General features: G+C 48.3%; 13 protein-coding genes. 8 read left to right on the forward strand and 5 right to left on the reverse strand.

From position 1 onward, the window contains the following. Window positions 1-72: 72 nt before the first annotated feature. From H6G00_RS28560 to H6G00_RS28580, 5 genes are all read left to right on the forward strand, one after another. The gene (locus tag H6G00_RS28560; protein ID WP_190799310.1) at window positions 73-543 is read left to right on the forward strand and encodes a DUF2141 domain-containing protein; all 471 of its coding nucleotides are present in this window, start codon (window positions 73-75) and stop codon (window positions 541-543) included. Window positions 544-963: 420 nt separating this feature from the next. After that, a complete protein-coding gene (gene crtC, locus H6G00_RS28565) occupies window positions 964-1,896 on the forward strand; it encodes a cyanoexosortase C (protein WP_190799311.1) in 933 nt (310 codons plus the stop codon). Between the two features lie 78 nt (window positions 1,897-1,974). Beyond that, window positions 1,975-4,413, forward strand: a complete 2,439-nt coding sequence (locus H6G00_RS28570) for a ligase-associated DNA damage response DEXH box helicase (protein WP_190799312.1) — start codon at window positions 1,975-1,977, stop codon at window positions 4,411-4,413. Then, the gene (gene pdeM, locus H6G00_RS28575) at window positions 4,410-5,060 is read left to right on the forward strand and encodes a ligase-associated DNA damage response endonuclease PdeM (RefSeq protein ID WP_190799313.1); all 651 of its coding nucleotides are present in this window, start codon (window positions 4,410-4,412) and stop codon (window positions 5,058-5,060) included. Before H6G00_RS28570 ends, pdeM begins: the two co-directional genes overlap by 4 nt. A gap of 36 nt (window positions 5,061-5,096) precedes the next feature. Further along, window positions 5,097-5,375 (forward strand): hypothetical protein, encoded by a 279-nt coding sequence (locus tag H6G00_RS28580; RefSeq protein ID WP_190799314.1) that lies wholly within the window; start codon window positions 5,097-5,099, stop codon window positions 5,373-5,375. 67 nt (window positions 5,376-5,442) lie between these two features. Here H6G00_RS28580 and H6G00_RS28585 read toward each other — a convergent pair whose 3' ends face one another. Continuing rightward, entirely contained in the window at window positions 5,443-6,423 is a 981-nt protein-coding gene (locus H6G00_RS28585) for an ABC transporter ATP-binding protein (RefSeq protein ID WP_190799315.1), read from the reverse strand. A gap of 184 nt (window positions 6,424-6,607) precedes the next feature. On the opposite strand from H6G00_RS28585, the gene H6G00_RS28590 reads away from it, so the two are divergent. The 3 genes from H6G00_RS28590 (at window position 6,608) to H6G00_RS28600 (ending at window position 8,790) form a co-directional block, all read left to right on the forward strand. Then, entirely contained in the window at window positions 6,608-7,498 is an 891-nt protein-coding gene (locus tag H6G00_RS28590; RefSeq protein ID WP_190799316.1) for a dienelactone hydrolase family protein, read from the forward strand. 33 nt (window positions 7,499-7,531) lie between these two features. Next, a complete protein-coding gene (locus H6G00_RS28595) occupies window positions 7,532-7,726 on the forward strand; it encodes a hypothetical protein (RefSeq protein WP_190646386.1) in 195 nt (64 codons plus the stop codon). Window positions 7,727-7,860: 134 nt separating this feature from the next. Then, on the forward strand, window positions 7,861-8,790 hold the full coding sequence (locus H6G00_RS28600) for an NAD(P)H-dependent glycerol-3-phosphate dehydrogenase (protein WP_199313473.1): 930 nt from the start codon (window positions 7,861-7,863) through the stop codon (window positions 8,788-8,790). A 73-nt stretch (window positions 8,791-8,863) separates the two neighbouring features. Here H6G00_RS28600 and H6G00_RS28605 read toward each other — a convergent pair whose 3' ends face one another. The 4 genes from H6G00_RS28605 to H6G00_RS28620 all read right to left on the reverse strand — a co-directional run bounded on the left by H6G00_RS28605 (window position 8,864) and on the right by H6G00_RS28620 (window position 12,108). Beyond that, entirely contained in the window at window positions 8,864-9,238 is a 375-nt protein-coding gene (locus H6G00_RS28605; protein WP_190799317.1) for a ribbon-helix-helix domain-containing protein, read from the reverse strand. Between the two features lie 26 nt (window positions 9,239-9,264). Further along, window positions 9,265-9,726, reverse strand: a complete 462-nt coding sequence (locus H6G00_RS28610; RefSeq protein WP_190799318.1) for a VOC family protein — start codon at window positions 9,724-9,726, stop codon at window positions 9,265-9,267. A gap of 206 nt (window positions 9,727-9,932) precedes the next feature. Further along, complete coding sequence (locus H6G00_RS28615) at window positions 9,933-11,516, reverse strand: B12-binding domain-containing radical SAM protein (protein WP_190799319.1); 1,584 nt, start codon at window positions 11,514-11,516, stop codon at window positions 9,933-9,935. 139 nt (window positions 11,517-11,655) lie between these two features. Continuing rightward, a complete protein-coding gene (locus H6G00_RS28620; RefSeq protein WP_190799320.1) occupies window positions 11,656-12,108 on the reverse strand; it encodes a hypothetical protein in 453 nt (150 codons plus the stop codon). Window positions 12,109-12,178 lie beyond the last annotated feature (70 nt).

The raw sequence follows: 12,178 nt of genomic DNA on the forward strand, positions 1-12,178 counted from the left end.
ATTTTTTTATCAGGCTATCGTGATACGAAGCGATCGCCCGCTAAACTACAGACCGTATTACACAGGAGTTCTATGGTTAAGAAATGGGGCATGGTAGCGCTGCTGGCAGCAGGAAGTTTCTGGTTTTCAGGCAATGCCAGGGCACAGTTTACAGGCAATCTGACTGTAGAAGTGAGCGGTTTGCAGAGCCAGGAAGGGAATGTTTGCTTCAAGGTTTTTTCTGGCAGTCCGGGTTTCCCCAACGATAACGATAGTGCGGTGACGCGGGCGTGTGTGGCGATCGCCGACAACTTACCTGAAGACCCTGAAGCCCCATTTGCTTACACCTTTGAGGATTTAGAAGCGGGTAGCTACGGTGTCGCTATTTACCACGACAGCAACGGGGACGAACAGCTCAATCGGGGCGCATTGGGAATTCCTGTAGAGGGCTATGGATTTTCCAATGATGCACCTGCTGTGACGGGGCCTGCTCGGTTTGAAGATGCTGTCTTTTTCTTAGGAAATAACACCACTGTTCCCATTCAAATGAGATATCCCCAGTAAGGTGTAGCACTAAGCACACGCTCTAGGATGCATTTTTGTGTAGGAGCACCCGCTGTGCTGGTTGACTGACAAAACTCCTAAAACCACTGATATCTCGTAGGTTGGGTGGAGCAAGGCGGAACCCAACAGAACCGAGGCAGGAGTTGGGTTCCGCCTTGCTCCACCCAACCTACATCTACTCCAAGCATTAGAGCAAGCGCAGTAGTTAACCTACTGCGTGAATCGTTGCGCGGCGGAGCCGCGCAACGATTCACGTTTCCAGAACAGTATTCATGCAAGAAGTCTAGTGTGTAAAAAAGCTGTGAATTCCGGGGGATGCGTCCTGTCTTTTCAAGCAAGTGACTGAATAACTGCAGTGTTGATAGGTGTTTGAGCCCTATCCCTGATCACAGTCCACAGCGGTCAAAGCTGAACTTGCCAATGCCAGTATCTGAGCAAAAGAAACGACAGCAAAAAATAGGCAAAGTGCTTCAGAGCTTTTTGCAGGAGAGCCTGAAAACAACTCACGGTCGGATCGTCTTGTCTGGTCTGCTGGTGGGGCTGTGCTATTTCCCAATGTGGTTAGGCGTTTTGATTGAGAGAGCCTTTCAGGGTTCACCAGGTTTGCCGCTGATGCTAGGAGTCGTGGGTCTGGCGCTGCATGAGCTTTGGAAGAAACGGACTCAGCTTGCGAAGGAAACGGTTGCTGATGAAGATCGACTGTTGGGACACATTTTGATTGTCAGCGGAGTAATTTTCTTCCCGTTTTACCGCACCGCCATCTGGTCACAGTCCCTAATCTGGCTGATCGTTCTAATCGGCATTGCGTGTAGCTCTTGGGGAATTGGTTTCTTTCGCAAGTACACGATTCCTACTCTGCTCATGGCGTTGAGCGTCTATCCCAGACCGGGGGAAACCACTCGTTTGCTATGGGAACTGGTGACTCCTTATCGAGCGCTAGATCATTTCATGGCTTGGGCAGGTAGCCTGACGTTAAAAGCAATCGGTCAAACCGTTGAAGTGCAAGGGGCGTTCGTCTCTTTGCCGCAGGGAGCCGTAGAAGTGGGCTGGGGCTGTAACGGCTTCAGCATGGCGGTGAATATTGCAATGGCTGGTTTGGTGATGGGGTTGTTGCTCAAGCAAAGTTGGCAAAAGGTACTCCTGATCATGGCGTTTGGCGCGGGTTTAGCGCTGATTCTCAACATTCCACGCATTACGCTGGTTACCCTCGCGTCTGTTTATTGGGGACAATACTGGTTTGACTTCTGGCACGGTTCCTGGGGCAGCCAAATCTTCATGAGTGTAGTTTTCACGATTTACTACTACATCATCATGGGCGTGACAAAGAGGCGATCGCCCAAAGCCCGCACTTGATAACCAGAACTGCGCTAGAGGGCTGAGCTTACAATATCTGTATCTGTAAGCGGTGTCTTTTGCTGGGAGTGCTGATTTGTGGCTGATGGCGATCGCCTAAAACCTGCTCTGGAATGGTTTGAGCAACAGGGATGGCAGCCGCTGCCCTTTCAGCTAGAAACATGGCAAGCTTACCTGGCTGGCAAAAGCGGCATGATTCAGGTGCCGACGGGTTCCGGCAAAACCTATGCCGCCGTCATGGGAGCCATTCTAGAAATGTTGCATGATCCCAGTTCTGGGCTGAAACTGCTCTACATTACGCCACTGCGGGCACTATCACGGGACATTCAACAGTCCATTTTGCGTCCGATTCAGGAAATGGGCTGGAACTTGCGGGTAGAGTCGCGCACGGGAGACACCAGTTCTTCCCAAAAGAGCAAACAGCTCAAGAACATGCCCGACATTCTGATCACAACGCCCGAATCTCTGGCAGTGATGCTGTCCTACAAAGGCGCGAAGGAGCGGTTTCAGTCATTACGGGCAATCATTTTAGATGAATGGCATGAGTTGCTCAGTGCCAAGCGTGGCACTCAGACAGAACTGTGCCTGTCTCATCTGCGGCAGCTTCAGCCTCAGCTTAAAACCTGGGCTGTTTCAGCGACATTGGGCAATGTTCGAGAAGCGGCGCAAGCTGCTGTAGGACTGGGCTGTGAGCCTGTAGTTATTCAATCAAATTTGCAGCGGCAAACGATCATCAAAAGCATTTTGCCTGCCTCTGTGGATAGTTTTCCGTGGGCGGGACATCTGGGGCTACGAATGTTTCAAGAGTTGGTGGATGCGTTGGACATTAATCGTTCGACGCTGATTTTTACCAACACTCGCGCTCAGGCAGAGCGGTGGTTTCAGGCACTTTTGTTTGCAGTTCCAGAATATGTTGACCGGATTGCGCTGCATCACGGCTCGATCGATGTGCAGGAACGGAAGGCGATCGAGGCAGGTGTTAAAGCGGGACACATCAAGTGGGTGGTGTGTACGTCGTCGCTGGACTTGGGCGTAGATTTTCAGCCTGTCGAGCGAGTGGTGCAGATTGGAAGTGCAAAAAATCTGGCAAGGTTATTGCAAAGAGCGGGGCGATCGGCTCATGTCCCTGAAGGCACTTCTGAAATTTTGTTTCTTCCCACCAATGCTTTAGAACTACTTGAGATTTCAGCCTTTCGTAGCGGTTTAACAGCGGGAGATATCGAAACAAGACGACCTTTAGAAAAGCCTTACGATGTGCTAGCTCAACATTTGGTGACGTTAGCCTGTGGAGATGGATTTAAGGCTGACGAATGCTTAGAAACGATTCGACAAACGGTGGCTTATTCACAGTTAACCGCTGAGGAATTTGATTGGACACTCAACTTCATTGAGAAAGGCGGGAAATGTTTGGGTGCCTACCCTCGGTATCAAAAGGTAGTTCAAACAGAAGGGCTTTATCAGGTAACCGATCAAAAGATTGGTCGAATGCATCGGATGAGTATTGGCACGATTACATCGAATCAGGCAGTGCAAATTGTCTATACGAATCGGAGAAGGATTGGCACAGTTGAAGAAAATTTCGTATCGAGATTAAAAAAAGGCGATGTGTTTTTCTTTGCGGGTCGGCAGCTAGAGTTTTTCATGATGAAAGATATGGTTGTCTATGTCAAAAACACTACTCAAAAATCTACTGTTACGCCAACCTGGGGAGGAGGAAATTTAGCCATATCCGATTCGTTGAGTATGCATCTTCGATCTGAAATTGAGAAATTTCAACCGGATGCAAGCTCAAAGCAGAAGTTGAATCAAGAGTTGGAGTGTATGTTGCCGATCGCCTCTACTCAAAAAAGAATCTCTCATCTACCTGCATCGAATGAACTATTGATTGAAGTGTGTAAGACAAGAGAAGGACAGCATCTCTATGTCTTTCCATTTGAAGGGCGATTTGTGCATGAGGGTTTAGGTTTTCTGTGGGGCTATCGCTTTGCCAGTCAGCAGAAAGCGACTTTTACTATTTCAGTGAATGATTATGGATTTGAGATTTTAGCGCCCAAAGATTATCCGTTTAAGCAGTTATTTGGCGATCGCTTCCTTGATCTAGAAAATCTCTACGAAAATATCAAGTCAGGCTTAAACATCTCTGAACTAACCCAACGCAAATTTCGCGGTATTGCTCAAGTTGCAGGCTTAGTTTTTAAGGGATATCCTTCGGCTCGAAAAGACGCAAATCAATTGCAGGTTAGTTCTTCATTGCTCTACGGCGTTTTCTCAAAATATGAGCCAGATAACCTGCTACTGAAACAGGCTGAACAGGAAGTGTTACGTGATCAGCTAGAAACCCATCGATTAACTAAGACGCTCGATCGCCTGAGTCAATTAAATGTAGTTTGGAAAGAAACAAAGCGCCCTTCACCCTTTGCCTTTCCTTTATTAGTGGAACGGCTCAACTCGCGTATGTCTAACGAAAGTTTGTTGGATAGAATTGAGCGCTTAAAACAGCAGTGGATAAATAAATGAAAGAAATTGATGTGCTGGGGGCGCGGCTTCAGCTTCTTGCAGAAAAGGCAGTCTATCTAGAAAGCGATCAAATTCTTTTAGTTGCTGATATTCATTTAGGCAAATCAGAAACTTTTCAATCCCTCGGAGTTCCGATTTCTAATCGAGTTAATCAAACGACTCTGGATCGACTGCAACAGCTTTGCTTTAAATTTAAACCTCAAAAGCTGTTTATCTTAGGCGATCTGTTTCATTCTAGATATGCGCTGGTAAATGAAGTTTTAGATAGCTGGTCACGATTTCAAGCCGCTGTAGATGCAGAGGTTGTATTGATTGTTGGCAACCACGATCGCCGCTTGATTCAAACCTTAAAGAACACTTCAATTCAATATTTAACTCATGCTATTGAAGTCGGTAACTTGCTGTTGAGCCATGAGCCTTCTCCTCAGCCTAGATTCCTAAATATCTGTGGTCATATTCATCCTTGTGTCCATCTCAAGGAAAAATTAGACCAATTGCGGCTACCTTGTTTTTATCTCGATCGCACTCAAAATCTTCTAGTTTTGCCCTCTTTTGGGGAATTTACAGGCGCTTATGAGGTTTCGCTAAAACGCAATTCAGCCGCCTATGTCATTGCTGATGATTGCGTTGTTTCTTTAGAACGATGATGGTAAGAGTCGTAGTAACTCAGCAAGCTCAAAGCGTTGGGTTTCGCTCTGCTCCACCCAACCTACGGTTCTACTATTACAGGATTCCTTAGATTCGTAGTTGCAAAAATTGATTTTGCTTACCTGGAACTTGATTCTGCTAACCCGAAAAGCGAATTCGCCTACCTGGAAATTGATTTCACCTACCCGAAAAAGGAATTCGCTTACCCAAAAAGCGATTTGCTTGCTTGGAAATTGATTTTGCTTGCTTGGAAATTGATTTTGCTAACCCTAAAAGGGAATTCACCTACCCAAAAAGCGATTTTGGGTACCTGAAATTTGATTGCACCTACCCGAAAAGCTTTTTCGCTTATCTTTCTGCTTCCTGCTCCTTACTTTTCTTTTAACTACTGGTGTGAATGCCACGTTGACGAAGCTGATTGACAAAAAATTCTTCTAACGAAGGGCGAGATAGGTTCATCGAAACCAGTTGAGCATTCATTAGGCGAAGACTTGCCATGAAGTCTTGGGGATGTCCTTTGAGGTGCCCTTGCCAGTAGCCATCCTGAAGCTCTAGGTCAGAAATCCATTGCTTCAATACTTCTGAACTGCCGCCATTGACTTTGACGTGATAGATTTCGGGAGTGCCCAACAGCTCGGTGAGTGAGCCGATGCAGATCAGTTCGCCTTGCGCCAAGATTGCGACGCGATCGCAAATCTTTTCGACATCCGATAAGACGTGGCTGTTAAAGAAAATCGTTTTGCCCTGCGCCTTGAGGGACAGAATGATTTCGCGAATTTGGTAGCGTCCCAGCGGGTCAAGTCCAGACATCGGCTCGTCCAAAAACACCAGTTCTGGATCGTTAATTAGTGCCTGAGCCAGTCCAATTCGCTGCAACATGCCTTTAGAATATTGCCGCAGTTGTTTTTTGCGGGCGGCAGACTGCGCTAACCCAACCAGTTCCAAAAGCTCTGGAATTCGCTGACGCTGCACTGAGGCAGGAATTTGAAACAATCCGGCAGCGTACTGCAAGAACTCCCAGCCCGTCAGGTAGTCGTAGAAGTAAGGATTTTCGGGCAGGTAGCCGACTCGCTGTTTGACGGTGCGATCGCCCAGTGGTTTTCCCAATAGAGAGGCTTTTCCCTGAGTCGGTCGGACAATTCCTAGCAAAATTTTGAGTATCGTCGTCTTGCCTGCTCCATTCGGTCCAAGTAAGCCAAACGTTTCCCCTTGAAAGACTTCAAGTGAACAGCTTTTCAGCGGCACCACTTTTTGATTGAGCCAAAAACCAGTGCGATAGACCTTTCGCAATTCGGCAATCTGCACTACAGCCAGACGTTTGGCAATCGCAGATTCGGCTGTGGGTTGAGAGGCAGTATCCATGAGATGCAAAGCTATTGAATCGTCGCAGTCACGTTGATAGTAACTAACTGAGTATAGTAGTCCCCATTTCGCAAATCACTACCAGTCAGCAACACCAGCGCAGTCAATGTTAGGTTAAAGATTGAGGCAAAAGTTTACAAAGTCTCACTAGCAGCTTGAAATTGAAGGAATTAGCAGAGCTATCATGCGTAAACCGCGTAAACTATTCGGAATTGCCATCATAACGATGTTTTTGGTGTTGCTATGGGCGCTGTTTAATCCCCTTAGCGATCGCCTTTCAGTTGCCCAAGAGTCAAACCGGGATTACGCTAGTCGGCTGATGGAGTCTCACCGGGCTGACTTACCCATTGCTTCGGATGCTGTAGCTCAAGCTCCCGCAACGGCCGTTGAAACCGAGGAAGTCACCTATGCCACCATTAATGGCACCCCTGTAACGGGCTATCTGGCTCGTCCGGCTGATGCAACCGAGCCGCTGCCTGCACTGATTGTGATCCACGAATGGTGGGGGCTAAACGACAACATTAGAATGATGACTGAGCGTTTGGCTGGTGAAGGCTACACAGCGCTGGCAGTCGATCTATACAACGGGGAATTTGCAGAAGATCCTCAGACTGCGCGTGGTTTGGTAGATGCAGTTGCCCAAAATCCTCAACTGGCTCAGGAAAATTTGCGTCAGGCTTACCAGTATTTGGATGAGCAGTCAGCAACGGCGATCGCCAGCCTTGGCTGGTGTTTTGGGGGAAGTTGGTCGCTCAACACAGCACTGCTTTTGCCTGATCAACTCGATGCCGCAGTCATTTACTATGGTGGACAGCTAGAAACTGATCCGGCTCGTCTCAGCAGCCTACAAATGCCTATTTTGGGAGTTTTTGGCGCACTCGATGACAACCCACCCGTTGAAACCGTGCGTGAGTTTGAGTCTGCTCTCAAATCTCTGGACAAGTCGGTTGAGATTTATGTCTATCCCGGTGCAGACCATGCTTTTGCTAACCCCTCTGGCATGAACTATGACCCAGAAGCGGCTGAAGACGCCTGGGAGCGCACGACTGCCTTCCTGGAACAACATCTCAAATAGCGTTTGAAATCACCCGTTGAGGATGTCAGGACTATGGATCGTTCAAAGATTGTGGCTGTGATTACGGGGGCGATCGCTCTCCTCCTGGGCATCGCCTACCTGGTCATGGTGCAACTCCTTGACTTTCGCGGCGAAATGTTGCCTGCTCCGGTTGATCTGTCTGAGGTTGATGGCTCTCAACCTGCGTTAGTTCAACCAGCTTCAAGCTCCTCACCCCTCTCGCCCTGAGAGACAGAGGCATCGTCCGCTGTAGGTTGGGTGGAACAACGTGAAACCCAACATTTGCAAAGATCCTGCTGGGTTCCGCTTTGCTTCACCCAACCTACGAGTTAGCTTCATTCCTTATTCCCCATCCTTTCCCTTTGTCTAATCATCACATCTACCAAATTGCTGTTCTGGGCGCGGGTGCCTGGGGTTCCATACTGGCAAAGCTAGCCAGTCAGAAGGGACATCAGGTGAATCTGTGGACGCGTCAAGGTGAGGTATCTTTGGCAGATTGTCTAACAGAAGCAGATATCGTAATTTCTGCGATTTCCATGAAAGGGGTGTCAGAAGTTGCGAAGCAGGTCAAGGCTAGTCAGCTTCCTGCTCACACAATTTTGGTGACTGCAACAAAAGGGTTGGACGCTACCACCAGTCGCACCCCTTCGCAAATCTGGCAGGAAGGTTTTCCACAAAACTCAGTAGTGGTGCTGTCTGGGCCAAATCTATCCAAAGAAATTGGGCAAGGGCTTCCTGCCGCCACAGTAGTATCCAGCGCAAACAAAGCTGCTGCCGAAACGGTGCAAACTGCTTTCTCGTCTGATCGCTTTCGGGTCTACACAAACACCGACCCAATTGGAACTGAGCTGGGCGGAACGCTAAAGAATGTAATCGCGATCGCCGTTGGAGTATGTGATGGGCTTCAGCTTGGCACCAACGCCAAATCTGCCCTAATCACCCGCGCCTTAACTGAAATTATTCGCGTCGGCACTCACCTTGGTGGACAAACCGAAACATTTTTTGGCTTATCAGGTTTGGGCGATTTATTAGCAACCTGTAGCAGTCCGCTCAGCCGAAACTACCAAGTGGGTTTCAGGCTGTCTCAAGGCAATTCTTTAGAGCAAATTTTGGCAGAACTGCAAGGCACAGCTGAAGGCGTGAATACTGCCAATGTGCTAATTGATATTGCTAGACGAGAAAATATTCCAGTTCCCGTTTCGCTGCAAGTTTATCGCTTACTCAACGGCAAAATTACACCTCGGCAAGCAGTAGAAGCTCTGATGGAACGGGATTTGAAGTCTGAGGCGTAGTGAGGGAGGGGGCGATCGCCAGTCCGACTAGATTAGGAAATTTAGAGAATGCAGGAAAGCCCTAACTTGTTGCTCAATACCTGTCTGCATCAGGCAAAAAATCAAATAGGATTTCGTCAGGCTCATCCTCAATCTCGTCTTCCTCTAAATCAACAGAATTTAAAGGAATAACAGAACTGGCTATAGAACGTGTTACAGACAAATACTTGACTGATTGATTAATTGCAGTAACCTGCTCCGCTAGATTCTTCACCCAGTTTTCTAATGCTTCAACCTGTTTAACAGAGGCATAGGTTGGAATGTTGGACTTCCCTTCAAAAAACTTTTGAAGCACATCCCTGATTGCGTCCGAAGTAGATTCAATTCTGTTTTCCTGCCGATATTTCTCTAAAGCCTGCTGCAATTCGTCAGGAATAGAGAGAGAGACAAAAGGTTCATTAGTTGTCATTGTTGCCCTACATCGAAGCCTTTTACTTAAAGTACTGGATCACAGCGAATTTCAACTAGTAAACCGTCTGGGTCGTAAAAGTAAATTCCTCGTCCTGTAGGGCGGGTAACCGGCCCATGATCAATCGGAATCTGGTTTTGGCGAATGACTTCAACTGCCTGGTCAAACAGATGTGGCTCAATGTCGAACGCTAGATGTCCAGTGCGAGTAAAGGTTTTGTCGGGGTCAGGGTGAGGAGGTTCTAGGTGAGGCTTCCAAAAGAGGTCTATCACTGTGCCGTCAGGCGTGACGAAGTTCGCTGCTTCACCTGCTTCAAACAAAGCCTTTAGCGTTTCTGGAACTTCCTCTCCCTGGAGTTCACGAAGTCCCAAGATGGTGCCATAAAAGTGGCGAGATGCCTGCATGTCTTTGACATTCAAGGCAATGTGGTGAACTCGACGCAACATTCCCTGCTGCAGCGCTGGTGAGGATTGGGAGGTAGATAGCATGGCGGGAGATGGGGGTTGGGGGTTTGGAGTAAAGGGAAGTCTGCTTTTAGCTTAGGAGTTTTGACGGGAGGTTTTGGAGAAGGGTTTTGTCTTTGTGGGGGCGATCGGCGATCGCCCCCGCTTCCCCCTCAAACGAGAATGAAATTGGATACTTCATTATCTATCATTCAATCTTCAACCCCCAATCCCTAACCCCCTAATCCCCATCACCCATTACTCATGACCAATACTTTCTCTGGAGGAGTCGTAACCAGAGGGTCATAGCCTAGCTGTTGCACAATTCGCTGGCGGGCAATGGTGCGGTATTCCAAAAAATGTTCACCAGCGGCACACAAGCCAAGGTACATGTTGAGGAATTGAGGTTTTGTTCTAAAAATTGTCCAGAGTTGCTGCCAGAACTGAACTCGATTTCCAGCCCGCTTGATGCCTTGTAGCCAGAGTAAACGCGCTACCAGCTTGAAGCTTTTGCCAGGGGGGAAGTATACGTTTTGCTGGAGTTGAGGGTTAGGAGTGATGCTCAAACAGTGCTGGAAGCAGCGCTTGAGGTAATTTGAGGGTTCGTACATTGTCCACAGTGCTTGGACATATTCTTTGGCGACTTCTGCTAAGGGTCGAGTTGGCGTAAAGTTCATCAGACAGTTTTGGTCGCCTACTTCGGTGACGCCTTGATTTTGGAATAGCCGCTGTTCTTGCTTGAGTCGATCCCAGAGGGCAGTGTTGGGAAGTGCCTGAAGGATGCCTAGCATCGGCTGAGGAATGCTGGTGGCTTCGACAAATGCCTGGATGCGATCGCCCGCCCCCGTCCGTTCCCCATCGAACCCAAGAATAAATCCGGCATAAATCATCAGTCCTGCCTGGTTAATCGTGCGACAGGCTTCAACCAATGGATTGCGCGTGTTTTGTACTTTGCGAGTCACCTGGAGGCTGTCTTGATCAGGCGTTTCAATTCCCAGGAACACGCCATAAAAGCCTGCTTTTGCCATCAAGTCCAGCAGTTCGGCATCTTCGGCTAAGTTAACAGAGGCTTCAGTGAGGAAAGTGAAGGGATATTGCCGCTGCTGCATCCAGGGAATCAGTTCTCGCAACATAAGCTTGACGTTGCGCTGATTACCAATGAAGTTGTCATCTACAACGAAGATGGAGCCGCGCCAGCCCAGGTCATAGAGGGTTTGTAACTCTGCCAGGGTTTGCTCTGGGGACTTGGTGCGGGGTTTGCGCCCGTAGAGGCTGATGATGTCGCAGAATTCGCAGTTAAACGGACAGCCGCGCGAAAACTGGATTGCCATCATCAGGTATTGATCGCGTTGAAGCAGGTCAAACCGAGGGATCGGGCTGAGGGTGACATCGGGCTTTTCAGCAGTGCGAAAGATTCCTTCCGGTTGTTTTTGGGCGATCGCCTCCAAAAACATCGGTACCGTAATCTCGCCCTCATCCAAAATCAGATAGTCGGCTCCGGAGTCCAGCGCATCCTGCGGGACAGAAGTCGGGTACGGGCCACCCACCGCGACCTTCTTGCCCAACTGCACAGCTTTGCAAATCATCGCATGAAAGTCTGGTTTTTGCGCCAACATAGCCGACAGAATGACGATGTCGCACCATTCCCAATCCGCTTCCGTTTCAGGGGTGACATTGCGATCGCGAAACCGAATTTCCCAATCTTGAGGCAGCAGCGCAGCGACGGTAAGAATGCCTAGAGGAGGAATGGTCGCCTTCAGGCTGGCCATTTCCATGAAGCGATCGTATGACCAAAAAGTTTTTGGGAACTGGGGATAGAGCAGCAGGGCTTTCATCTTCTAGGCTCCAGTAGCGAGAGAATAGGGGGCATAATCCTCCCAGTCTTATTTCTGCTCTACTACTTCCGACATCTACCCGTAGATGGATGCCCTGCTTGCCAGTTCTTAAGTTTTCCTGCGACTTTACATTACGCAATCATCGCTTTTTGATATCACGCGCCATGTTGCGGAACATATCCATGCTGGTGTCAGCACTACGGCGATCGCTAGAACCCGTTTGGCTGCTGGGTGCCTGACCGTTTTGAGCAGCATTGTCTTGCTTAACGGCTTCGATCTGAGCATCAATCTTGGCGATCGCTTCTGGTGCAACAGAGGCAGCAACTTTCTTCATTGCTTCTAATTGTGCAATAGAGGAAATCTGGTTGATCTTCTCAAACCCTTGTGGATTAGCCAATGTCTTAGGAAACGTGCGTCTCACAGCTTTAGCAGTCCGCATATACTCCAGATCGCCTAATGTTTTTGCTGAGTCCGCATCCAAAAAATAAGCCTGCGCTCTAGCAGCCTTTTCAGATGGAGTTAAATCCACCTGCTCCACTTCACTTTGCTTCTTTGCCTTAGAACCGAAAAAGCCTTTGATGAAACCTACCATCGCGCTTGCTACCTACAGATACGGTGATGTTATGTAATGTAAAGCATTGTGAATAAACGTGTCACTACTC

Origin of the sequence: Leptolyngbya sp. FACHB-541, from assembly GCF_014695875.1 — a bacterium.
Classification (GTDB): Bacteria; Cyanobacteriota; Cyanobacteriia; order Elainellales; family Elainellaceae; genus JAAUTN01.

Bases quoted from the DNA above. Each gene is read 5' to 3' on its own strand.
- H6G00_RS28590 (WP_190799316.1), top strand. From the start codon at position 6,608: ATGCGTAAACCGCGTAAACTATTCGGAATTGCCATCATAACGATGTTT.
- H6G00_RS28620 (WP_190799320.1), bottom strand. From the start codon at position 12,108: ATGGTAGGTTTCATCAAAGGCTTTTTCGGTTCTAAGGCAAAGAAGCAA.
- H6G00_RS28610 (WP_190799318.1), bottom strand. From the start codon at position 9,726: ATGCTATCTACCTCCCAATCCTCACCAGCGCTGCAGCAGGGAATGTTG.
- H6G00_RS28605 (WP_190799317.1), bottom strand. From the start codon at position 9,238: ATGACAACTAATGAACCTTTTGTCTCTCTCTCTATTCCTGACGAATTG.
- H6G00_RS28585 (WP_190799315.1), bottom strand. From the start codon at position 6,423: ATGGATACTGCCTCTCAACCCACAGCCGAATCTGCGATTGCCAAACGT.
- H6G00_RS28560 (WP_190799310.1), top strand. From the start codon at position 73: ATGGTTAAGAAATGGGGCATGGTAGCGCTGCTGGCAGCAGGAAGTTTC.
- pdeM (WP_190799313.1), top strand. From the start codon at position 4,410: ATGAAAGAAATTGATGTGCTGGGGGCGCGGCTTCAGCTTCTTGCAGAA.
- crtC (WP_190799311.1), top strand. From the start codon at position 964: ATGCCAGTATCTGAGCAAAAGAAACGACAGCAAAAAATAGGCAAAGTG.
- H6G00_RS28615 (WP_190799319.1), bottom strand. From the start codon at position 11,516: ATGAAAGCCCTGCTGCTCTATCCCCAGTTCCCAAAAACTTTTTGGTCA.
- H6G00_RS28595 (WP_190646386.1), top strand. From the start codon at position 7,532: ATGGATCGTTCAAAGATTGTGGCTGTGATTACGGGGGCGATCGCTCTC.